We start from the raw sequence: 24,341 nt of genomic DNA on the forward strand, positions 1-24,341 counted from the left end.
AACACAATGAGCAAAATTGCAATTATTGGAGCAGGACCTTGCGGTCTATCAATGTTAAGAGCATTTGAACACTTAGAAAATAAAGGTGAAAAAATTCCCGAAATAGTTTGTTTTGAAAAACAGGAAGATTGGGGAGGTTTGTGGAATTATAATTGGAGAACAGGTAGTGACCAATATGGAGACCCAGTTCATAATAGTATGTATAGATATCTGTGGTCAAATGGCCCTAAAGAATGTTTAGAGTTTGCAGATTATTCTTTTGATGAACATTTTGGACAACCAATTCCTTCTTTTCCGCCAAGAGAAGTTTTGCAAGATTATATTCTTGGAAGAGTAAGCAAAGGCAAAATTAAAAATAAAATAAAACTAAACACAAGAGTTACAAATGTAACTTTCAGCAATGAAAAATTTGAAATAACCTATCAAGACAAAGTTAAAGATGAAATTTCAAAAGATACATTTGATTATTTAGTTGTTTCTACTGGTCATTTCTCAGTTCCTTTTATTCCTGAATATAAAGGAATGAATTCTTTTCCAGGAAGAATAATGCACTCACATGATTTTAGAGATGCCGAGGAATTTAGAGGAAAAGATGTGATTGTTTTAGGAAGTAGTTATTCAGCTGAAGATGTTGCTCTACAGTGTAATAAATATGGGGCTAAAAGTGTAACTATTGGATATCGAAATGCACCTATGGGATTTAAATGGCCTAAAGGTATGAAAGAAGTTCATTATCTGGATAGATTGGAAGGAAAAAAAGCAATTTTTAAAGATGGTACTGAACAAGATGCAGATGCAATAATCTTGTGCACAGGTTACTTGCATCACTTTCCATTTTTAGATGAAAGCATAAAGTTAAAAACACATAACAGATTATATCCGCCAAAATTGTATAAAGGAGTTGTTTGGCAAGATAATCACAAACTTTTATATCTTGGTATGCAAGACCAATTCCATACTTTTAATATGTTTGATTGCCAAGCTTGGTTTGCAAGAGATGTGATCATGGGAAAAATTAAAATGCCAAGTGCTGATGAAATCAATAAAGATATCAATAAATGGGTTGCTATGGAGGAAAAATTAGAAAACCCAGATCAAATGATTGATTTTCAAACTGAGTACACAAAAGAACTTCATGATATGTCTGATTATCCAAAAATAGATTTTGAATTAATCAGAAAACATTTCAAAGAATGGGAACATCATAAAGTAGAAGATATCTTAACTTACAGAAACAAATCGTTTTCATCGCCTGTTACAGGTTCTGTTGCACCTATACACCATACTCCATGGGAAACTGCGATGGACGACTCGATGAAGACTTTTTTAAATAAATAATTAATAGTTAAGTTTTAATTTTTTATTTTTTGTGATTGCACTTAATAGTGCATGCATAAGTGGTATTTTATTTTTATTAATTTTTTTCAATATGTAGGGTGCAATCTCTTTAGCTAGATCTGCGCCCTCTACTGTGTCATTTTTCATAAATTTATTTTTTGCAAATTTAAAAGTAAAACCTTCTCCTAAATATTCACCCATTTTGCTGTTTCTTCCCCCAACTGCACTAACATATAAGTCACCCACTCCAGCTAACCCATGAACTGTTTCTTTTTTACCTCTGAAATATTTTATTAAATATTCCATTTCATCCAATGATTTTCTAAATAAAGCTGAAGCAGTATTTTCACCTTCACCCGATCCAATAATCATTGAATATATGTTTTTAATTGCAGATGAAAATTCAATGCCTTTTACATCACTTGAATATTCTGTTTTGTAATATTTAGTTGAGATTAATTTTCCTATATTTTTTGCAATATTAATATTCTTGTTTGCTATCACGGTATAACTTTTGATTTTTTTTGCTAACTCTTTTGCCAAACAAGGTCCTTTTAAAACTGAAATATTTAAATTTTGATTTCCTTTGTTTAGCTGCTCAGACATAGTAATAATTTTTTTATTATTTCGATCATATTTAAGACCTTTGGTCAAAACGAGAATAGAAACTTTTCTTTTTATATTTTTTAAATGCTGTCTAACCATTTCAATTCCAATAGAACTTACTCCAACAATAACTAAGTCCCATTTTTCATTAAGTAATTCTGATGAAAATTTTTTGATAGAAACTTTTTTTGATAATTTAAGTTTTAATGCTGGATGAAATTTTTTTTTTGTTATTAATTTATTTAAGAGATCTTTGCTGTAAGGCTCGGTTAAAGTTACTTTATGATTGTTGTCAGCAAGGGGAAAAGTAAATGCAGCACCCATTGCGCCCGCTCCTATTATTAAAACTTTTTTCATAAGAATTGTTACGCTAAAGTTTTTTTAATTGCTAGTTTCCACCCCGCTAAAAGTTCGTTTCTTAATGTTTTTTTAATATTTGGAGAGAAAACACGATCTTTTTTCCACATATTTTTGATTTGATTTAAAGATTTATATTCTCCTATTTGAAGTCCAGCTAACAAAGCTACACCCAAAGCAGTTGTCTCTAATATTTTTGGTCTAACTACTTTTAAATTAATAATGTCAGCTAAAAATTGTGTGAACCAATTATTTGCAACCATTCCACCATCTACCTTAACTATTCTTGGTTTCAAACCATCCTTGTTCATTGAATCAAACAAATCAAAACTTTGATAACCAACAGATTCTACGGTTGCTCTTACTATACTTTTCCAATCACTGTCTCTTGTTAGTCCTGTGATTACTCCTCTTGCATCTGGTCTCCAATAAGGTGCTCCCATTCCGCTAAAAGCTGGTACAACAAAAACACCATCATTAATTTTAGATGATTTTGAAATTTTTTCAGTTTCAGGTGCTTTTTTGATCAATTTTACTTTATCTCTTAGCCATTGTACTCCTGCGCCAGCTATAAAAATTGAACCTTCTAAGGCGTAAGTATTTTTATTATTCAATCGATAGCAAATAGTAGTCAGTAATTTGTTTTTCGAATTAATTTTTTTTGGACCAGTATTCATAATAACAAATGCACCAGTACCATATGTACTTTTTATAGATCCTTTTTCAAAACAAGTTTGTCCAAATGCTGCAGCCTGCTGATCACCAAGAACTGCGGAAATTGAAATTTCGACCCCTGTAATTTTTTTATCTGTTTTTCCAAAATTATCTGCTGAGTTTTTGACTTCTGGTAAAATCTTAAGTGGAATATTTAGTTTTTTTAAAATTTCTTTGTCCCATTTATTGTTATTAATATTATACAGCATTGTTCGGCTTGCATTAGATGCTTCAGTTAAATGCTGCTTACCTTTTGTTAATTTCCAAATTAAAAATGTATCTACAGTCCCAAACAATAAATCATTTGAATTAAGAAGTTTTTTTGAAATTTTAACATTATCTAAAATCCATTTAATTTTTGTTGCTGAAAAATATGGATCTATAAATAATCCAGTTTTATTTCTAAATAGATTTTCATAATTTTTTTTCTTAAGCAATTTACAGTAATCTTGGGTTCTTCTATCTTGCCATACAATTGCATTATAAATTGGCTTTCCTGTTTTTTTATTCCATAGAATTGTTGTTTCCCTTTGATTTGTAATTCCAATTGTAAGTATGTGACCTTTTAATTTTTTGGCTTTATTTATTACTTGTTTTAAAGCTTTAAGTGTTGTGGACCAGATCTCATTTGGATTATGTTCTACCCATCCATTTTTTGGAAAATATTGTTTAAACTCATATTGTGAAACAAAAACAATATTACCTTTTGTGTCAAATAAAATTACTCTTGAAGATGTTGTTCCTTGATCAATAGAAATAATAAATTTTTTCAATGGACTAAGCTATGCCTAAGTGTTTTTTTCTTTTCTCAACCCAAGTTCTGATTAAATTATCAAAAATCAATCCTATGAAAGCAACACAGATACCTAGAGTTAATCCTATTCCAGCTCCATTTTTATCTGACAATGCCTTTAAAATGTACTGGCCTAGATCTTCTGTTCCAATAAAGGCTCCAATAATGACCATAAATAAAGCAAATACGATTGTTTGATTTATTCCAAGCATCATATGTGGGAAAGCTAATGGAAATTCAATCTTAGTTAATCTTTGAAATTTATTAACACCAGACATAGTTGCTGCCTCATGCAAACCAGCAGGTACACTTCTTAACCCTTCAATAGTATATCTGGTTGCTGGAATTGTTGCGTAAACAATTACTGCAATTAAAACTGAAGTATCTGTAATTCCAAATAGCATCATTACTGGAATTAAGTATACAAACGATGGGAATGTTTGAAAAATATCACAAACCCCTAACATAAATGCTGCAGACTTTTTGTTTTGAAAACATAAAGTTCCAACTGTAAAGCCTATTAAACAAGAAACAACTACTCCAAAAGTTGCCATGTACAATGTAACCAATGCTCTATCCCACCATGGACTTAATGCTATAAATAAAGTTAAAGCGGCAACAACTAACGCTGATCTAATTCCTCCAATTAAATAACCAGCACCTACAGCTAACACTAAAGTAGCAACAGCTGGCATTCTTAGATACATAGCTCTCATTGGTTGAAGCACTTCTGTAATTAACCATGTATTAAATGCTTTTATATAAACAAAAAATGTATCAAAAATCCAATCTACACCTTTGTTCCAAAAATCAGCTGTTGAAAATCCTTTGTTATGTGGAACTTCAAATAAATAATTAAATGTATCTTTAAAAATAAATGTTCCGATATATGCAAGAATAGCTCCAACAAATACTGATCCACCAAAAAATATAATATTTTTATTTCTTTGGAAGAAAGTAAGATTGCCGAAATAATCTTGTTGTTGATTTGCCCACGCTAATGACATTTTATCTAATAGAATTGCAATCAAACTAATACATAAACCTGCTTCAAGAGCTAACCCGATGTTAAGTTGATTTAAAGCAAGCAATAGATTAAATCCTAATCCTTTAGCACCAATAAACGCAGAGATCACTGCCATAGAAAAACAAACCATAATAACTTGGTTAACACCAATTAAAATATCTCTTCTTGCGGTTGGGATAAGAACTTTGGTCATTAACTGCCAGTTTGTGCAACCACTCATTCTTCCTGCTTCAATGACTTCTGGAGGAACTGCTCGTAGTCCAAGTATGGTTAATAAAATCATTGGAGGAACTGCTACTACCATTGTAATTATTACAGCTGCATGATCACCAACACCAAATAAAACAAGCGCAGGAACTAATACTGCATATTGAGGCATGGTTTGCATCACTAAAAGAATTGGATACAAAGCATTTTCTACTCTTTTGCTTTTGTAAGCAGCAATACCTAAACTGATACCGAATGCAAATGACAGAGGAACAGCCACTAATATAAAAGAAAGTGTTTGCATTGAAGGTTTCCACTGACCAAAGATTGAAATATAGACCATTGTTAAACCTGCAAATAAAGCAAGTCCTATACCACTCAGTTTATATGCAAGTATTGTTGCTCCTGCTGCAACGATAGTCCAAGGTAAACCTGGTAATTCTAACCAAGGATAAGCATCAATAAAATCCCAGCTAGTGAATGCAACTATAGTTTCTAACCCTCCAAGCAAAATTTCTCTAATTAACTCAATCAAAAACGTCATAAAAGATGTTAAATTTCTACTAATCTCTAATAACAGTGGTCTCGTTTTAAACTCTTGAGTATCTTCATTCCAAAACTCCATTGGCATCCACTCATTCATTAAGAAAAATAACGTGTCGTTTATCCAAATAGGCAACCATCCAAGTAAAGGCGGTAATCTCCAAAACACATCAAACGCATAATATCTGACTTCTTTACCTAGAAAAAAATAAACACTTTGGTTAGGATCTTTTACAAATTCTGCTTGGCCTCTTATAAATTTATAAGTTTCAGGAACATCTATTGCAAAACATAGAGCAAAAAATACAACCAGCAAAAATATCCATTGAAACAACTTTGGGTATTTTTTTAAATATTCCATGGTCTAGCTATTATTTTTTCTTCCTCCAAAAACTGTATCAATAATTGTTGAAGGTTTTATTGAACCAATAATATTGTTATTGGAGTCCACCACTCCTACAATTTTTTCTTGGGTAAGAATTTTTTCTGCAACATTTTCGATAATGTCATCTTTTGAAACTTTTATATCTCCTAAATTATCTTTATTTGAACTATCCATTACATCTTCAATGACTAAAACTTTTTCTCTCGGAACTTCTTCAGTAAATTTTCTTACATATTCTGTAGCTGGATTTAAAACAATATTGGCAGGTGTATCTAGCTGTTCTATAATACCATCTTTCATGATCGCAATTCGATCCGCTAATTTTAAAGCCTCGTCAAAATCATGAGTAATAAACATAATTGTTTTTTGTAATTTTTCTTGCAATCTTAAAAACTCGTCTTGCATTTCTTTTCTTATTAATGGGTCTAATGCTGAAAAAGGTTCATCTAAAAACCAAATATCAGGTTCTACTGCTAAAGACCGAGCAATCCCAACTCTTTGTTGTTGACCTCCTGAAAGTTCTCTTGGAAAATAATTTTCTCTTCCATCAAGTCCAACTAGTTTAACCATTTCCATTGCTCTACTAATACTGTCTTCAGTCTTAATACCCTTTATCTGAAGCGGGAAAGCAATATTTTCTACAACCGTTTTGTGAGGCAACAAGGCAAAGCTTTGGAAAACCATTCCCATTTTGTTTCTTCTAAGCTCAATTAATTCTTTATTATTCAATTGAAGTAGATCTTGACCTTCTATAAAAATTTTTCCACCAGTTGCGTCTGTCAATCTTGAAATACATCTTAGTAATGTTGATTTACCTGAACCAGATAAACCCATTACTACTAGCATTTCTCCTTTTACAACTTCAAACGAAGCGTTGTTAACTCCAACTATGCAGCCGTTTTCTTGAAATGTTTTTGCATCTACATTACCGTTAGACTCTTCAAGCATTTTTTTGGCATTCTCACCAAAAATTTTATAAACTGACTCACACTTAATAACGGTCTCAGACATAAATCTTCTTAAAGTTATATGAAATTCAATAAAATTTAAATGTTAATTATTGTAACCTTTCATCATTAAAAATTCTTAATATAGTAAACTCTAGTATCAATACCTGTACTTAAAAAACTCAAAGCTTCTCCACTAACAGTAATAGTTTCATCTACCCCAACATTGTTTCCACTTACTGTAAAACCTGCATAACACTTACCTTTTTCTTGATCCCATTTAACAAAAGTTTCATCAATTTTATTTCCGTTGATTGTGTAAATCTCGTGTGCTCTAAAATTTAAAAAATTAGCACCCATAATTGCTCGTTGTGGAATTAATTTCGTAGCTTTACATACTTGCTCATATACCTCATCAGTTAATCTATAGTGGTCAGTTCCATCAAAGGATACCAGTATTCCTGAAGGTAATTTAGATATTAATTCACTTAGTTTTCTTTCTTCAGCAATTCTTTGTTCTTCCAATTTCATTTTTTCTACAAGCTCGTCTCCCCCTCCAAATATTCCATTTAAAACAGCAAAAAAAGCTATCACTATTGCTGTAACAATAACTAAACCAATAAATTGCTTTGTTGAGTTTGAATTGTCTTCAGTTTTATTTAAACTATTTTCTTTTGACATTACTCTTGTAACTTTCCGTTTACCCAAGTGCCTGATTTTTGTTTTCCATCTGCCCAAGTAAATGTTCCTTGTCCATTCATAAAACCTTTGGACCATTCACCTTCATAAGTAGATCCATCTGGAAAAGTTAAAACTCCTTTTCCGCTCCATTGGCTATTTTTAAATTCACCTTTGTAAATATATCCGTTTGGCCATGTCTCAACTCCTTGACCTTCTTTTTTTGTTGCAACCCACTCACCTTCATAAGTTGTCTTATCGGTATAAATCCATTTACCAAAACCATTTTCACAGTTCCCTTCTTTACATCCTGTGCTTCGAGCTAATGCAGATGAGTTAATTAAAGAAATTAAAAATATGAAAATTAGAAATTTTTTCATTTTGTCACTTTACACAAATTAGAATAAAAAAAAATCCCCCCCAAACAAGTTGGGGGAGATTTTAATTTTTTTAACTTTTACCCTTATTTAGTAAAAGGTTTCCAAACTGACTCGTTGTCAGCTAACCATTTTTTAGCTGCATCTTCGTGAGTCATTTTATCAACATCAACTAAAGCTGCCATTGCACCAATATGACTTGTTGAGAATGACATCTTTTTAAATGCTGCTGCTGCATCTGGGTGAGTTTTTGGGAAATCCTCATGAACAGCTTTTTTCAAGTATCCATCAGGAGAACCACATTTACCATCACCACCATCTTCTGGTCTGCAACCTGCTGTGTATGGAGGGAAGTCAATAAATGTAAAACCAGCACCATCTGTAAAGTTTGGTGTCCAGTTAAAGATTATAGTTCCTCTTCCTTCTTTTTCAGCCGCTGCTAATTCAGCCCAAAGTGCATCTGCACCTCCAGCAAATTTAACCCACCAAAGATCACCTAAGCCTAAAGCTTCAACTCTTTGAGGAATTAAATCACCATGCCAACTTTGAGGTCCTTCCAACATTCTTCCTTTTCCATCTGGAGAGTCAGGTGTTGTAAAGTTTTTAGCACAGTCTGGATTTTTTAAAGCTGTCCAATCTGGTAAACCTGGGCACAAACCTTTTTCAACAACCCAGTTCGGGTAACCCATATCTTCAAGAGTTCTTGCCTCATGATCACCCCAGTCAAGTAAACCACCTTTGTCTAAAGCAGTAGTAAATGACTTACCGAATGCAGACTCCCATACTTCGTGAGAAATAGTTACGTCTCCAATTCTGATTGATTCATAAACCGCTTGTGAGTCAGCGTTTACATATTTTACGTTGTTACCCATGCTTTCAAAAATTCCACCAATAACGTAAGCCATTACAATTTGAGATGACCAGTTATGAGTTGGGATTACGATGGGCTTTTTGCTATCAGCGTTAGAAATTCCTGAGAAACTTACTACAGAAATAACTAGAGCAGATAATAATGACATTATTTTTTTCATTTTTTTCCCCTCTATTAATATTAATAACAACACTCTATGTTAAAACGAATAGCTAGGTAAAGAATTATTAGTTCTAAAAAATATATATATTTTTAATCAATAAAAATGATGATAAAAAATATATCAATATTAAAAAATTTTAAAAATGTTTGGAACAAGTAAAGACATTAAAAATCCTGGACTAAATATTTTACCACCTGGGGTTGAACGACATATTGTAAATGGCGGCGCTCTTACTGCTTTTCAAATTTTTCCAGATGATGAATTAGAAATAATCAACGATGAAGGAAATCAAATTTGTGAAATAATTTGTTTTAATAAAGATGGAAAGTCAGAATTAGGAATTTTAAATTTAAAAGAAAACAGTCAAAAAAATTTTATAAGAGACATTTTAAATAGAAAAGATGAAACAATCTTAGCAACAAATTATCAATTAAAAAAAAGAAACTTAAATATAAAAGAGTCTAAATCATCAATAGTTTTTGATCTTGATACAAAAGCTGAAGAAAAGATTAAACTTAAATCAAAAGATAAATGTTATGCAATCTTTGCTGCACCTGGCGAAGATATGGATGTTACCAAACAAAATCCACCGACAGATTTAACTATATTTATTAAAAGAGCAAAAATTACAAATGATAAAGAGCTAAGCGTTATACCTGATCCAGTTTTTGAACCACTTTATGAAGAAAACATAGATAAAGAAACCTCAATATCTTACCAAGTTAAAGAAGGAGATTACATTCAAGTCATAAGTCCAACTGGGAGACAATGTTCAGACTTTGTAGCATTTGATACAAAAAAATTAGAAAAAGGAATTGAAAAAGGATTGGATTGGCAAACTACTAGAACTTTTATGGGAAACACTTTTCCTGGTCCTGGATTACATTCAAAATTTTATGATACTGATCACGAACCCTTAGTAGAGGTAATAAGAGATACAGTTGGTAAACATGATACTTTTAATCTTGCATGTACTTCAAAATATTATGAAGATGCTGGTTACTTTGGTCATCCTAATTGCTCAGATAATTTAACTGAGAGTATGTCTAAATATGGAGTGCAAAAACAAAAAGGATGGCATGCAATTAATTTATTTTTTAATACATCAGCTGCTGGATTAAATTCAGTAATATCTGATGAATCTTATTCTAGACCTGGTGATTATGTAATGTTTAGAGCATTAAAAGATTTAACAATTGGGACTACAGCTTGTCCTAGCGATATTGATGCTTGTAATTCATGGAATCCTACTGAAATTTTTGTTAGAACTTATGACAAAAATAAAGAATTTAGAAAGTCATTTGCTTTTCGAATGAAAACAGATTCAGAAAAAAAATTAACAAGAAATTCAGGTTTCCACGAACGCACATCTCAACTTACTAGAAATTTTGTTGATGCAAGAGGTTTTTGGCTTCCAAATGATTATACGAAACACGGAATAGTAAATGAATATAATGCCTGTAGAAACGATGCTGTATTAATTGATTTATCTTCACTTAGAAAATTTGAAATAATAGGTCCAGATGCTGAGGAATTATTAAACTACACACTTACAAGAAACATCAAAAAATTATCAGTTGGCCAAGTTGTATATTCTGCAATGTGTTATGAAAATGGAATGATGTTTGATGATGGAACATTATTAAGATTAAGCGAAACAGGATTTAGATGGATATGTGGTGATGAGTATGCTGGAGAATGGTTAAAAGAAATAGCGAAGAAAAGAAATTTTAATGCAAATGTTAAAAATTCAACAGACCAAATCAGTAATGTTTCTATACAAGGTCCAAAAAGTAGAGAAATTTTAAAAAAGATAATTTTTACACCGCCTACCCAACCATCTATTGATGAGCTTGGTTGGTTTAGATTTACAATTTGTAGAATAGAAGAATTACAAGGTATTCCACTAGTTGTTTCTAGAACTGGTTATACAGGTGAGCTTGGTTATGAGGTATGGTGTCATCCAAACCACGCTCCTGAAGTTTGGGATAAATTAATGGAAGCAGGAAAAGATGACGGTTTAATTCCTGCTGGTTTTGCTGCTCTTGATAAACTTAGAATAGAAGCTGGATTAATTTTATTTGGAAATGAATTTGATGGTCAACAAGATCCCTTTGAAGCAGGGATAGGTTTTGCGGTTCCTTTGAAAACTAAAGAAGAAGACTTCATTGGTAAAGAAGAATTAATTAAAAGAAAAAACAATCCTCAAAAAAAATTAGTTGGCTTAGAATTGATTGGAAAAGAAATTGCAGGTCATGGTGATTGTGTTCATATTGGTAGAGCTCAAGTGGGTGTTGTAACAAGTGGATGTCTATCATCAACTCTAAATAAAAATGTAGCTCTTTGTAGAATAGATGCTCAATATTCAGAAATTGGAACTGAAGTTGAAGTTGGAAAAATTGATGGTCACCAAAAAAGAATTAGTGCAAAAGTTGTTGGCTTCCCATTCTACGATCCAACTAAGTCTAGAGTAAGATCTTAAAAAAATGCCGAAAGAAAAAAAAACCCTACTAGATTTCTGGGAAGAACAAATGAAACAATCCCATACTTCTAGTAATTATTTTTTCAGAAAGTCACCTTCTCACTATCACATGATGTTATTAGTTATGTCAGCTTTTAAAGAAGGAACAAAACTATCTGTTGAAGAATTAAAAACAAAATTATTTAAAACATCTAGGCCTAAATCAGCTTTAATAATTACAGAGGCCTGTGAAAAAGGATTCTTTAAACTGGAAAAAACTTCAACTGATCAGCGAATTAAAAATATAGTCCCAAGCGAGTCATTTATAAAAGAATTTAATAACTATTTAGAAACACTAAAAAACATCAGTTATTAATTAATTTTTTGACTAATATAAAAAGTATCAAATTTATATATATAATTATTACTTCTATAAATAAGTATATTAATTAACATTATCAAAAAATAATGTTTTGATATGACGACATTACCTTCAAAAGCAAAAGTAGTGATAATCGGCGGTGGAATACACGGTTTAAGTACTGCATGGAAACTTTCAGAAACTTACAAAAATCCTGGCGACATAGTTGTATTAGAAAAAAAAGATACAGCTGCTGGTGCAAGTGGAATTGCATGTGGAGTTGTAAGAAATAATTATTTTCAGCCAGCAATGAGAGAATTAATGGCTCATTCAGTTTCAGTTTGGGAGAGTGATCCTAAAGCATTTAAATATAATCCAGTTGGATACTTACAAATATCTCCAGAAGTAATGCATGAAGATGTTGCAAGTATTTATGAACAACAAAAAGCAATTGGATATGAATCAGTTTTTATTGAAGGTGAAAAAGATTGCACAAATTACATGAAGGGAATTTTTGATGATTGGCAAGCTCAAGGTATTACTTCTGTACTTCATGAAAAAAAAGGTGGGTACGCTTTTAATAAAGATTCAATTAAAGCCCTAGAGAATAAATCTACATCTAATGGTGTCCAAGTCATGAAAGGTGTAAGAGTAACTGGTTTTAAAAAAGGAAGTAACAGTCAAGCAGTAACTGGTGTTGAAACCGACAAAGGAACTATTGAGTGTGAACAAGTAGTTGTTGGAGCAGGACCATGGGCAAGAGATTTTTGGAATATGTTAGAGTTACCAAAGACAGCTCACATAAAAGGTAAAGATGGTAAGATGCATGAAACTGATATGTGGACTTACTGGATGCTTCAAGAAGGAGTTATCGGTGTTGAGCCAGATTTCTTAAAAACAAATGATGGTAAACAACCACCTGTAGTTCACGTTGACTCGACAGCACCTTTATACTCTGACAAAACAAAAAAATTGTTAACAGATAAAATTTGGGGAATTTATTATAAACCTGATATTGAAGGCTTAGGTGTTCAAGGTGGAACTTCTCCTTACATTGTTAAAAAACATTTTGATCAAGTAAATGTTGATCCTTATGGAATTGAATCTCCAGAGTATCAAACAACAGACGCTTTTAGTGAAATGTGGTGTTCAGCACTTGCGCATTGCCAAAAAAGATTTGAAGGAAAATCAGACTTATACAGAAAAGGACCTTCAGGTGGTTTAGGATGTATGACACCTGACTCTTTTCCTATCTTCGATAGATTTTTTGAAAACGTTTACATGATTGCTGATGCTAATCACGGATATAAAATGATTGGTGTTGGTGAACTAGTTGCAAAAGAAATTCTTGGTACTGAAAGTGATTTATTGAAGCCGTTTAGATTCAACCGTTACGAGAAGGGTGAACTTCATCCTACTTCTAACAGTCCGTTCCCTTGGAGTTAAACTCTAAGCCTAGACACGAATAAAGTTTTCAGCTACGCTTGAATAATTAATAATTCATTGAGGGGTGAAAATGACGGATCTAGAAAAACATGTTAACCAGCCAGGTAGAGCTAAACTAGTAAAAAAAGTTCGAGAAAAAATTAACGAACTTGGAATAACTTATATTTATTATCAATTTATTTCTGTAACAGGAAGAGTCGTAGGTAAAGGTATACCTGCAGATCACTGGGAAAGAACAGCAGAAAAAGGATTTCAATTAGTTTACGGAGCAACAGCAAACTTATTTTTAGATCGTCATAATAACTACATTGGTTATGGTCCAGAGGCTATGGAGCTTGTTGGAATACCTGATCCAGAAACTTTTGTGCAATTACCTTGGGACAAAAGAGTTGGAAGAGTCTTTGTAACATGTTTTAGAAACAGAGAAGAAAGAGAAAATCCAGGTGGTCACTTAACTTCAGACTGCAGAGGAAATCTAAGAATTTTCATGGATGAATTTAAGAAAAAACATGGTCTAGAATTAAGAGTTGGTACTGAGCCTGAAATGATGTGGTTAACAAAAAATGAAGATGGCACCCCTACAGGTAAAGGTTTTTCTAAGCCATTCTGTTATCACATTGATCAATTTGAGTCGTTGAGACCTGTATTTATGAAGGTAATTGAATACGCAAAAGCAATGGGACTTGATATGATTCAAGGAGACCACGAAGATGCACCAGGTCAATTAGAATTAAACTGGACTTATGATAACGTCTTAAGAAACGCAGATAGATTATCAACATACAGACAAATTTGTGCTCAAGTTGCAAGGGAACATAACTTGATAGCTTGCTTTATGACTAAACCTTTTATGGGAGTTTCTGCAAGTGGATGTCATACAAATATGTCTTTATGGAAAGGTGGAAAAGTTAAAGTAAACAAACTTGGAAACAAAAATCTTCCAGGTGTTGAAGAAGTGTTTAGTTACGTTGAAGGTGGAACGAATACTTTTATGCCTGATACTAAAGACATGCAGTTACCAGGTAAAATTGGTTTACAATCAATTGCAGGTATTATGGAACACTTGCCAGCACTAACAGCATTAGGATCTTCTACAGTTAACTCTTATAGAAGATTATGGGATCAAGGTTTCTGGGCGCCAGTTTATGCTGACTGGGGATACCAAAATAGAACATGTGGATTAAGGGTTTCTGCACCAGGTAGATTTGAATACCGATCTGTAGACTCTATGCATAATCCATACTTATTAGGTGCAGCGTTACTAAAAGCATGTGATCATGGAATTAGTAAAAAATTAAAACCAGCTGCTCCTGAGTCTAGAAATATTTACGAAGCTCAAAAGGCTGGTAAAGATGTTAAGAAACTTCCATTAAGTCTTGGTGAAGCTTTGGCTAGACTTGCAGAGGATGAGGTAATTAAATCTGCAATGCCGGATGAAATGTATAAAGTTTTCCATTGGTACAAAAACGATGAGTGGGAAAGATTCTTGGGTGCTACAACTCAATGGGATCTGGATACTTATCTTGATTGCTTACCGTAGGTCATAAAATAATAGAAAGGGTATAAAAATATGTGTGGGATAGCAGGATTAATTCACAGAGGAAAATCCTCAAATGTTGGAAGCGAATTACAAGGAATGCTTCAGGCGTTAAAACATAGAGGCGAAGACTCAACTGGATATGCTTTGTATGGAGATACAGATGGCAAAAATTTCATCATGCGTTTTAAAGTTGGTGAGAACGTTGGAGAAGGAAGCTCATCGGTTATGGAAGATGTTTCTGTATACGATGAAAGAAAAAAAGTTGTAGATCAAACTCTAGCTGAAATGGGAGCTAAAGTTGTTAAAGAAGAAAGAACACTTCCCTACTCTTTAAGATATGAGATTGATTACAACACAAAAGATCTGTTAGATTTTTCTCAAAGAATAGAAAGTATTCCAGGTGTAGAAATTTTATCTATGGGTAAATCATTAGAAGTTATTAAAGATTTAGGTAATGCAAAAATGGTTTGTGACAGATATAGTCTAGATAAAGTTGTTGGAACTCATGCAATAGGTCATGCTAGAATGGCGACTGAGTCTGGTGTTGATATCAAATCTGCCCACCCTTTCTGGGGCTATCCTTTTAGTGACGTTTCTGTAGTTCACAATGGTCAATTAACGAACTATTGGAACAACAGAAGAGTGTTGGAAAATAAAGGAATGAGATTTATGTCTGAGTGTGACTCAGAATTAATCGCAGTTTATCTTGCAGAAAAAATGAGAGATGGTGCAACTTTAGAAGAAGGCATGAAAGAGAGTTTAACTGGTTTAGACGGTGTATTTACTTACTTTGTGGCTACAAAAGACTCTTTGGGAATGGCTAAAGACACTATGGCTGCAAAACCTTTAGTTTTATATGAGTCAGATGATTTAGTTGCAATGGGATCAGAGGAGATAGCTATTAGATCTGTGTTACCACAAGAAATAGATACATATGATCCATTTGATGGGGAGGTTAAAGTATGGCAAATTTAAAAACAGTATCAAAAAAATCTAAAGCCCAATCAATGGGTATGCATACCGAAGTTCTAACAGGAAGAACTCAACAAAAATTCTTTAACCCAGATGAGGCAGAGAATTTTTATTACTTCGGTACTTATGACGTAGACTTTAATAAAAGAACTGATCTTGATGTTAAAGATATGACTGCTGCAGAGGCTAATAAAGAAATTGATAATTTAATGAGCCAAGGTTACGGAACAATTGTAATCAAAAACCCCCAAGGAAAACATAGTTTGGGTGTCGGTATCCTTAATAAATTAAACTTAATTTTTGAAGGAAGTTTGGGGTATTTTGGAATTGGTTCGTGTGATGGACCAATTGTTAGAATCAATGGAAGAGTTGGCTGGTCTTGTGCAGAAAACTTGATGGCTGGAAAAGTTGTAATTGAGAAAAACGCTGGCTCTTGTTTTGGTGCAGCTATCAGAGGTGGAGATTTGATCTGCAAAGGTAGCGTTGGTGCTAGAACTGGTATTGATATGAAAGGTGGGACTATCATTATTGGTGGTGACGCAGGTGCTTTCACTGGTTTTATGATGCAAAGAGGAAGAATAATAATTCTTGGAGATGTTGGAATTAACCTGGGCGACTCAATGTACGATGGGACAATATTTGTAGGAGGAGAAATTGGATCTTATGGTAGTGATGCTGTAGATGCTGAATTAACAGCAAGCGACCAAGATTGGCTAAAAAGAAAATTAAAAGTTGCTGAAATTGGTGAAAATTTTGACGTTAGTAAAATGAAAAAAATTGTAGCTGGTAAAAAACTTTGGAATTACGATAATTTAGAACCTACAGAGAAGAAGGGAGCAATTTAATGCCTAAGAAAAAAAGTAAAAAGAACGGTAAAGGAGTTGGTGGAAAAGCCGACGTTCATGTTCATGAAGAAGGTAAAAGAAATAAAAGTCTACTAGGACACAATGCTATTTTTACTCCTGAAGTAATAGACGACATTCACATCAAATCTCAATTAGGAAGATACAGAATGCGTGGAATGGCATTAATGAAAAAAATTCCAACATTCGATGATTTGGTATTTTTGCCTGGAACGCTTACAAGATTTGTAATCGAAGGTTACAGAGAAAAATGTGAAACTAAAACAGTAATTGGTCCAAGATGTGAAAACCCAATTGAATTAGATATACCTGTTTACATTACAGGGATGAGTTTTGGTGCACTTTCCTATGAAGCAAAAACTGCTTTAGCAAGAGGAGCTACTATGGCAGGAAGCGCTACTTGTTCAGGTGAAGGTGGAATGATACCAGATGAGAGAAGATATTCAGAGAAATGGTATTACCAGTGTATTCAATCAAGATATGGTTTTAATCCTCATCACGCTCAATTGGCTGATGGAATTGAAGTATTTATTGGACAAGGACAAAAAGTTGGTATGGGTGGACACTTAATGGGTCAAAAAGTAACCGACCAAGTTGCAGAAATGAGATCACTACCATCTGGTATTGACCAAAGATCACCTGCAAGACACCCTGACTGGTTAGGTCCAGATGATTTAGCTCTAAAAGTTGAAGAGTTAAGACAATTAACGAAAAATAAAGTTCCAATTCAGTTAAAACTTGGTGCATCTAAAGTTTATGATGATGTGCGTATGGCTGCAAAATGTGACCCAGACTCTATTTATTTAGATGGTATGGAAGGATCTACTGGAGCAGGACCACACATTGCTGCTGCAAATACGGGAATTCCAGGAATTGCTGCTATTAGAGAAGCGAGAAGAGCAATTGATGATGTGGGAAAAACTGGAAAAGTAACGTTAATCTACGCAGGTGGTGTAAGAGATGGTGCTGATATGGCTAAAGCTTTAGCTCTTGGAGCTGATGCAATTGCTATAGGTACTGGATCAATGATTGCACTTAACTGCAACAAAGATATTCCAGAAGCTGATTTCGAAAAAGAAATGGGTGTAAAAGCTGGAGAGTGTTATCACTGCCATACTGGAAGATGTCCAGTTGGTGTTGCTACTCAGGATCCAAAATTAAGAGCAAGATTAAATCCTGATGATGCAGCGTTGAGAGTATATAACTATCTACACTCAATGACTTTGGAAGCTCAATTATTAGCTAGAGCTTGTGGTAAGACGAATATTCATTCGTTAGAACCAGAAGATTTAGCGGCTTTAACTTCTGAAGCTTCTGCATTAGCGAAAGTTCCACTTGCAGGTACAAATTACACTGTTGGTGTTGATAACTATCATAAAATATAAGAGGTAACGATGGCTAAAAAGAAAACTAAAAAAACTAAATCGAAAGCTAAAGTTTCAAAAGTTAAGTTTGGAGTAAAAAAACAAACTGCTAGAGAAAAAATGATAGGCCAGTCGATTGGTTATAGATACGACGTCAACCTGTTGCCTGATTATAAAAAAATAACTCCATTCTTAAAAAAATATATTGAGGCAATGGGATGGGATGATTTAAATTGGTTGGAAGATGTACACATGGGTTACGAAGAAGGAAGACCTGCAGTGTTTTGCAGAAATGCAAATGGATGGGTAACAATTCCAAAATCAATTAAACTTCCTAACAATCAACAAGACAGAGATATGATTGCAAGAGAGCTTTTAGTTAAATTTCAAATGTCTCCAAAACATCCTCTTGTTGATTTGAAAAAAGCATATCTAAAATTTTAAATAACAATCAATAGTTGATTTCAATTCTAAAAACCTAGTGACCACACTAGGTTTTTAGTCTCTCTTTATATTTGTAACTAACCTAATTATTTTATAGGGTTTAGAATAACAAATATGGAGAGAGAAAATGACTGATCAGTTAGCTGCTCTTACTACCATATTTACAGAGTTCTACTACTGGGTAACAGTGGTGCTGATGTTCTTAATTCACGTTGGATTCTGTATGTATGAAGTTGGAGCTTCTCGATACAAACACCATCAACATACTCTTATGAAAAACACAATGCTGATACCTTTGGTAACAGTAACTTGGTTTTTATTTGGTTGGTGGATTTACTGGGCTTTTCCAACAGGACCTGGATTAGCACCTTCAATAATGAATGAGAGTACTGCTCTAATCACAGACGAGTCTGCGTTTAGTGCTACTTGGTATACAGCTACAAGTGAACTTATGGCTATCAATCTAGGAGATCACATTTCTGGTGTCTTCTGGGCTGCTTTCCTTCTGTTTTCTTGGACAGCTGCTTCTATCGTTTCAGGAGCAATCATTGAAAGAATTACAACTTTTGCATTTGGTATTCTAGCAATTGCAATCGGATCTGTATTTTGGACAATTGATGCTGCTTGGGGATGGCACTTTGATGGGTGGATGTTAAAACTTTTAGGATATCATGATGCATATGCATCAGGAGTAATTCACGCAATTGCAGGTGGATTTGCTTTAGGTGTTCTTGTGGTTTTAGGTCCAAGAATTGGAAAATTCTCATCAAGTGGTGAACCTAGAAACATAGGGCCTAGAAATCCTTGGTTAGTAACAGTTGGATTATTTTTAATTTATACTGGTTTCTGGGGATTTTATGCTGCATGTAACATTCCAATTTTCGACTTAGGTCCAGAATATGGAATGGAAGGTATATCTTATTGGACAGCTACAAACATTTACGTAACTCCTACTACACTTAGTGGTATTACCTTTAACTTCTTGATGTCATTATCAGGAGGATTACTGGCCGGATATTGGATTGCTAAAGGTGATCCTTTCTGGACATACTCTAGTGGACTAGCAGGTGTTATCTGTGCTTCAGCTGGAAATGACTTATATCATCCAATTCAATCAATGATCATTGGTATGATCGGTGTTGTGATTGCATACAAACTACATTACTGGGTTGAACGTAAGTTCAAAATCGATGATGCGGTTGGTGCAGTAGCAGTTCACGGTTATGCAGGATTTGTTGGTCTTGTAATTTGTGGTTTTGTTTTATGGGGATACCCTTCATCTGGTTACAGTGTAGGTGCTATGTGGGATGGAACTACTTATGCAACAATCAATCCTCTTGGACAGTTCATCGGAGCAATAATTATGTTTGTTGTTCTTGGACTAATACCAGGCTATGTCATAGCTAAAGTGCTTCACGGTATGGGTAAATTAAGAATCCCTCGAGAAGTAGAAATAGCTGGACTAGATTATGAAATGATGGAGGCTGCTAAAGAAGATGAGAAAGCAGTTTCATCTGCAACCAGGTAAAGGAGAAATATATGGCTACAGTAACAAACTGGATAGATCACCTTAACAAGCCAGCTGAAGAGGTAGTTGGGGCTGTTTACCCTGGTGCTGGATCTAGTGAAGGTATACTGGTAATCATTGCTATAATTTTATGGATTGGTTGGCACGTGTTAACTGCAAAATCTGAAAGTGATGAACTTTCAAGATTAGCAAAGAAGAGACATGGTGCTAATGATCATAAAAGCAATATTACCGATTGGTAATTAAAATAAAAATTTGGGCGCTGTTTTAATTAATAGCGCCCTTTTTAATCTAAATTTTTTATGACAGATGAAAATGAAGAATTAAGACCCTCAAAAATGAGAGGAGTTGCATTTCCTAAAGCTAAATACGGTGTAATTTTAGCAATAATAATTATCATAGTTGTAAATTTGATTTATTATAAAGAAACTATCTTATCTTTTTTTAAATAATTATGTTAAGTTAGTTAATGGCTAAAAACTTATTTAAAATTGCAAAACAAAAAAAAATTAAATATTTTTTAATTAGCTTTGTAGATCTTTTTGGAGTTTTAAGATCAAAACTTGTTCCAGCTCATGCAATCAAAGAAATGCAAACTGCAGGTGCGGGTTTTGCTGGTTTTGCAGCATGGCTAGATATGACGCCAGCAGACTCTGATATGTTTGGGATCCCTGATCCTGATAGCTTGATTCAATTGCCATGGAATAAAGAAGTTGGATGGTTAGCATCTGATTTATGGATGAACGGTAAACCAGTGGAAGCATCGCCAAGAGTAATGTTAAAAAATCAAATTAAAAAACTTAAAAAACAAAATTTAACAATGAAGTCAGGTGTTGAATGTGAATATTTTTTAATATCACCTGATGGAGAGTCAATTGCAGATCCAAGAGATACTCAATCAAAACCTTGTTATGATCAATCTGCATTGATGAGAAGATATGATTTAATTAAAGAAATTTGTGACTGTATGATTGAAATGGGATGGGGTCCTTATCAAAATGACCATGAGGACGCAAACGGACAGTTTGAAATGAATTGGGATTACTCTGATTGCTTAGAAACTGCAGACAGACATACCTTTTTTAAATACATGGTAAAAACAATTGCTGAAAAACATGGATTAAGAGCAACATTCATGCCTAAACCATTTAATAATTTAACAGGTAATGGGTGTCATGCTCATGTATCAGTTTGGCAAGGTAAGAAAAATAAGTTTCTAGATAAATCTGATAAACTTGGATTGAGTAAAATTGCATATAATTTCTTAGGTGGAGTAATTAAAAACGCATCTTCGTTGTCGGCATTTTTTAATCCAACAATTAATAGCTACAGAAGAATTAATGCACCACCTACAAAATCTGGAGCATCATGGTCACCAAGCAGTATTTCTTACACTGGAAATAACCGAACACATATGATTAGAATTCCTGATCCAGGAAGGTTTGAATTAAGGTTAATGGATGGATCTGCTAATCCATATTTATTACAAGCTAGTATTTTGGCTGCTGGCTTAGATGGTATCAAAAATAAAATCAATCCCGGCAATCCTTTACATTGCAATATGTACGAAGACTTTGCAAAATATCCTGACTTACCAAAATTACCAGATGAGTTAGATCAATCACTTTCTAAATTAAAAGATAATAAAAGTATGAATGAAGCTTTTGGATCAGATATTATTTCAAGTTATATAAAATTAAGAGATACAGAAATTAAAGAATTTAAATCAAAAGAAAGTTTTGATAAGGCTAAAGCAGTCACTAAATGGGAAAAAGATAACACATTAGATTGTTAGTTTATGAGTATTTTATCTAACGGTCATCAATGGAAATTGACTGAATTTGCTGATAATAAAAAATATTCATTTGATAGAGATCAAATCTTAAGCTCATTAAACTCAACAGATATAGATGATGCTTACAATTCTATCTCAAAATGGAAAGGATACTCCCCTACGCCCCTAGTTAAATTAAACAAATTATCTAAAGAATTAAATTTAAAAAATATTTTTTATAAAGACGAAAATAAAAGATTTAATTTAAAATCCTTCAAAGCCCTAGGAGGAGCTTATGCTGTTGAAAAAGTTACCAAAGGAAATAAAGAAATAGTCGTAGCGACTGCTACAGCTGGAAACCATGGTAGGTCTGTTGCTTGGGGTGCAAAAAGATTAGGTTTAAAATGTAAAATTTTTATAAGTGAATTTGTAAGTGATGCAAGAGGCAAAGCTATGGAAGCACTTGGTGCAGAAGTTATAAAAGTTAAAGGCAATTACGAAAATTCTTTGATTGAATGCATAAAACAATCTACAGAAAATAATTGGCAAATTGTTCAGGATGTTGCTTGGAAAGATTATATGCTAGTGCCTAAGTATACAATGGCTGGTTATTCAGTAATGATGAAGGAAATAGCTGAACAAATTAAAAATGAAAAAATTTCTCATATTATTCTACAAGCTGGTGTTGGTGGTATGGCTGGTGCAATGGTAGCTGGGATAGCGAGGTACCTAAATAATATTCCTACGATAATTGTCGTAGAACCAGATAGTGCAGCTTGCGTAATGGAAAGTATTAAAACTGGAAAAATTGAAAAAATTGATATTAAACGAGAAAGTTTAATGGGTGGGATGTCGTGTGGAGAAGTGTCACTTGTGCCATGGGAAATCTTAAAAAACTCAGTTAAACACTGTATAAGTTTACCTGACGATGATATTGCAAAAACTATGAAATTACTTGGAAATGCAAGCTTTAGTGAAGAGCGTATAATTGCAGGTGAAAATGCTGCACCAGGTGTAATTAGTTTAATTGCAAGCTGTGAAGATGAAACAATTAAGACAAAAATTGATCTTAATGAAAATTCTAATGTATTAATTTTTGGTTGCGAGGGTGATACCGATCAAGAAATGTATCAAAAATTAGTAAATCAAAAATAATTATAATGAAAAGCACTGGAATATTTTGGATTAGAGAAGATTTTAGAATTGATAATAATCCAGCTCTTTCCTTTGCAACTAATAATCATGAGAATGTGATTGCGTTATATATTTATAACAATAATGAATTTGACAACAAAAGAGAAGCTCAGAAATGGTGGTTATTTAAATCATTAGAGTCAATAAAAACAGAACTTTCAAAATTTAAAATCAATCTAGAAATTTTAAAAGGTGATGAGTTAGATATTTTTTCAAAGCTTAAAAAAAAAGATAATGTATGTATCTATTGGAATAAAATTTATGAACCAGATGTTATATCTAAAGGAAAAAAAATAAGAGATCTATTTATAAAAAACGAAATAGAATACAAATATTTTAAAGGAAATATTTTAAATGAATTTCAAGAAGTAACTAAAAATGATGGTACACCATTTAAAGTATTTACACCTTTCTGGAGAACTGCTGAACAAATTTATCTAAATCAACCTCCAAGTAAAAATTATACTGTAAAAAAGAAAACTAAAGACATCAATTTTTTTAAGAATTCTTTAGATCTCAAAAATATTTTACCAAATAAAAAATGGTATGAAAAATTTGATAAATATTGGAAAGTTTCAGAAAAAGATTCTCAAAAGATTCTAAAAGATTTATTAGAAAATAAAATTAAAGATTATGGAACTAATAGAGATATCCCTTCCATAAACGGTACTTCTAGGTTATCCCCATATTTAAAATTTGGTCAAATTCATGTGAATACAATTTGGAAAAAGTGTAGTGATCTAAAATCAAAAGGAATAGGATATAGAAAATATATAAACGAACTTGGTTGGCGAGAATTTTCTCATAGTCTAATTAATTATTTTCCTGAATTCTTAAAAGGTAACTTTCGAAAAGAATTTGACAAATTCCCATGGGTTAAAAATGAAAAATTTTTGAAAGCATGGAAAAAAGGTATGACAGGGTATCCAATAGTTGATGCCGGTATGAGAGAATTAAACGAAACTGGATGGATGCATAATAGAATTAGAATGGTTGTAGGATCCTTTTTAGTAAAACATTTGAGAATTAATTGGATAGAGGGAGAGAAGCATTTTAGAAACTGCTTACTTGACTTTAATAAAGCTAATAACGTTGCACAATGGCAATGGGTTGCTGGTTGTGGAGCTGATGCTGCGCCATACTTTAGAATTTTTAATCCTATTCTTCAGGGAGAAAAATTTGATAAGGAGGGAATTTATGTAAAAAAATGGGTTCCTGAATTAAATAAAGTTCCTGCAAAATTTATTCACAAACCTTGGGAAATGGAAGTCAAATATCAAGAGGCTATTAAAACAATTATAGGTAAAAACTATCCACAACCAATAGTTATTCATGAAAAAGCAAGAGCTGCTGCATTGGATGCATTTCAATCTCTGAAGAAAAAATAA

Annotated in this window: 22 protein-coding genes; 15 read left to right on the forward strand and 7 right to left on the reverse strand. The window is 33.0% G+C overall.

From position 1 onward, the window contains the following. Nucleotides 1-6: 6 nt before the first annotated feature. Nucleotides 7-1,338, forward strand: a complete 1,332-nt coding sequence (locus ACTTAY_RS00930) for an NAD(P)-binding domain-containing protein (RefSeq protein ID WP_440672028.1) — start codon at nucleotides 7-9, stop codon at nucleotides 1,336-1,338. Here ACTTAY_RS00930 and ACTTAY_RS00935 read toward each other — a convergent pair whose 3' ends face one another. The 7 genes from ACTTAY_RS00935 to ACTTAY_RS00965 all read right to left on the reverse strand — a co-directional run bounded on the left by ACTTAY_RS00935 (nucleotide 1,339) and on the right by ACTTAY_RS00965 (nucleotide 9,003). Further along, nucleotides 1,339-2,301 carry a 2-dehydropantoate 2-reductase N-terminal domain-containing protein gene (locus ACTTAY_RS00935; protein ID WP_440672029.1) on the reverse strand — a complete coding sequence of 321 codons (963 nt, stop codon included), beginning with the start codon at nucleotides 2,299-2,301 and terminating at the stop codon, nucleotides 1,339-1,341. Between the two features lie 8 nt (nucleotides 2,302-2,309). Beyond that, on the reverse strand, nucleotides 2,310-3,788 hold the full coding sequence (glpK, locus tag ACTTAY_RS00940) for a glycerol kinase GlpK (protein ID WP_440672030.1): 1,479 nt from the start codon (nucleotides 3,786-3,788) through the stop codon (nucleotides 2,310-2,312). A 4-nt stretch (nucleotides 3,789-3,792) separates the two neighbouring features. Further along, on the reverse strand, nucleotides 3,793-5,946 hold the full coding sequence (locus ACTTAY_RS00945; protein ID WP_440672031.1) for an ABC transporter permease: 2,154 nt from the start codon (nucleotides 5,944-5,946) through the stop codon (nucleotides 3,793-3,795). A 3-nt stretch (nucleotides 5,947-5,949) separates the two neighbouring features. Continuing rightward, nucleotides 5,950-6,981, reverse strand: coding sequence for a quaternary amine ABC transporter ATP-binding protein (locus tag ACTTAY_RS00950; protein ID WP_440672032.1), 1,032 nt, complete (start codon nucleotides 6,979-6,981; stop codon nucleotides 5,950-5,952). A 65-nt stretch (nucleotides 6,982-7,046) separates the two neighbouring features. Further along, nucleotides 7,047-7,598, reverse strand: coding sequence for a hypothetical protein (locus ACTTAY_RS00955; protein ID WP_262590399.1), 552 nt, complete (start codon nucleotides 7,596-7,598; stop codon nucleotides 7,047-7,049). Beyond that, nucleotides 7,598-7,975 carry an MORN repeat-containing protein gene (locus ACTTAY_RS00960; RefSeq protein WP_440672033.1) on the reverse strand — a complete coding sequence of 126 codons (378 nt, stop codon included), beginning with the start codon at nucleotides 7,973-7,975 and terminating at the stop codon, nucleotides 7,598-7,600. Before ACTTAY_RS00960 ends, ACTTAY_RS00955 begins: the two co-directional genes overlap by 1 nt. Before the next feature lie 83 nt (nucleotides 7,976-8,058). Beyond that, complete coding sequence (locus tag ACTTAY_RS00965) at nucleotides 8,059-9,003, reverse strand: ABC transporter substrate-binding protein (RefSeq protein ID WP_262590397.1); 945 nt, start codon at nucleotides 9,001-9,003, stop codon at nucleotides 8,059-8,061. A gap of 145 nt (nucleotides 9,004-9,148) precedes the next feature. Between ACTTAY_RS00965 and gcvT the strand changes: the two genes are divergently transcribed. The 14 genes from gcvT to ACTTAY_RS01035 all read left to right on the forward strand — a co-directional run bounded on the left by gcvT (nucleotide 9,149) and on the right by ACTTAY_RS01035 (nucleotide 24,341). Beyond that, nucleotides 9,149-11,488, forward strand: a complete 2,340-nt coding sequence (gene gcvT / locus ACTTAY_RS00970) for a glycine cleavage system aminomethyltransferase GcvT (RefSeq protein ID WP_440672034.1) — start codon at nucleotides 9,149-9,151, stop codon at nucleotides 11,486-11,488. A 4-nt stretch (nucleotides 11,489-11,492) separates the two neighbouring features. Next, nucleotides 11,493-11,843 carry a hypothetical protein gene (locus tag ACTTAY_RS00975; RefSeq protein WP_440647519.1) on the forward strand — a complete coding sequence of 117 codons (351 nt, stop codon included), beginning with the start codon at nucleotides 11,493-11,495 and terminating at the stop codon, nucleotides 11,841-11,843. Between the two features lie 102 nt (nucleotides 11,844-11,945). Continuing rightward, a complete protein-coding gene (locus ACTTAY_RS00980; protein WP_075506192.1) occupies nucleotides 11,946-13,274 on the forward strand; it encodes an NAD(P)/FAD-dependent oxidoreductase in 1,329 nt (442 codons plus the stop codon). A 70-nt stretch (nucleotides 13,275-13,344) separates the two neighbouring features. Continuing rightward, nucleotides 13,345-14,814: a glutamine synthetase family protein gene (locus ACTTAY_RS00985; RefSeq protein ID WP_440653866.1), complete on the forward strand. Its 1,470-nt coding sequence runs from the start codon at nucleotides 13,345-13,347 to the stop codon at nucleotides 14,812-14,814. 30 nt (nucleotides 14,815-14,844) lie between these two features. Continuing rightward, entirely contained in the window at nucleotides 14,845-15,789 is a 945-nt protein-coding gene (locus ACTTAY_RS00990) for a glutamine amidotransferase (protein ID WP_075506194.1), read from the forward strand. Then, nucleotides 15,777-16,631, forward strand: a complete 855-nt coding sequence (locus ACTTAY_RS00995) for a GXGXG motif-containing protein (protein WP_262590392.1) — start codon at nucleotides 15,777-15,779, stop codon at nucleotides 16,629-16,631. Before ACTTAY_RS00990 ends, ACTTAY_RS00995 begins: the two co-directional genes overlap by 13 nt. Further along, the gene (locus tag ACTTAY_RS01000; RefSeq protein ID WP_262590391.1) at nucleotides 16,631-18,034 is read left to right on the forward strand and encodes an FMN-binding glutamate synthase family protein; all 1,404 of its coding nucleotides are present in this window, start codon (nucleotides 16,631-16,633) and stop codon (nucleotides 18,032-18,034) included. The genes ACTTAY_RS00995 and ACTTAY_RS01000 overlap by 1 nt, the downstream gene beginning before the upstream one ends. Before the next feature lie 9 nt (nucleotides 18,035-18,043). After that, on the forward strand, nucleotides 18,044-18,457 hold the full coding sequence (locus ACTTAY_RS01005; RefSeq protein ID WP_075506197.1) for a hypothetical protein: 414 nt from the start codon (nucleotides 18,044-18,046) through the stop codon (nucleotides 18,455-18,457). Nucleotides 18,458-18,584: 127 nt separating this feature from the next. After that, nucleotides 18,585-19,985, forward strand: coding sequence for an ammonium transporter (locus ACTTAY_RS01010; RefSeq protein ID WP_262590390.1), 1,401 nt, complete (start codon nucleotides 18,585-18,587; stop codon nucleotides 19,983-19,985). Nucleotides 19,986-19,996: 11 nt separating this feature from the next. Continuing rightward, nucleotides 19,997-20,227 (forward strand): hypothetical protein, encoded by a 231-nt coding sequence (locus tag ACTTAY_RS01015; protein ID WP_440614087.1) that lies wholly within the window; start codon nucleotides 19,997-19,999, stop codon nucleotides 20,225-20,227. A gap of 60 nt (nucleotides 20,228-20,287) precedes the next feature. Beyond that, a complete protein-coding gene (locus ACTTAY_RS01020) occupies nucleotides 20,288-20,437 on the forward strand; it encodes a hypothetical protein (RefSeq protein WP_262590388.1) in 150 nt (49 codons plus the stop codon). A 17-nt stretch (nucleotides 20,438-20,454) separates the two neighbouring features. Next, nucleotides 20,455-21,780, forward strand: a complete 1,326-nt coding sequence (glnT, locus tag ACTTAY_RS01025) for a type III glutamate--ammonia ligase (protein ID WP_440672035.1) — start codon at nucleotides 20,455-20,457, stop codon at nucleotides 21,778-21,780. A gap of 3 nt (nucleotides 21,781-21,783) precedes the next feature. Beyond that, a complete protein-coding gene (locus ACTTAY_RS01030) occupies nucleotides 21,784-22,914 on the forward strand; it encodes a diaminopropionate ammonia-lyase (RefSeq protein ID WP_440672036.1) in 1,131 nt (376 codons plus the stop codon). Between the two features lie 5 nt (nucleotides 22,915-22,919). After that, nucleotides 22,920-24,341, forward strand: coding sequence for a cryptochrome/photolyase family protein (locus ACTTAY_RS01035; protein WP_440672037.1), 1,422 nt, complete (start codon nucleotides 22,920-22,922; stop codon nucleotides 24,339-24,341).

Source organism: Candidatus Pelagibacter sp. HIMB1715 (assembly GCF_052047595.1).
Taxonomy (GTDB): domain Bacteria; phylum Pseudomonadota; class Alphaproteobacteria; order Pelagibacterales; family Pelagibacteraceae; genus Pelagibacter.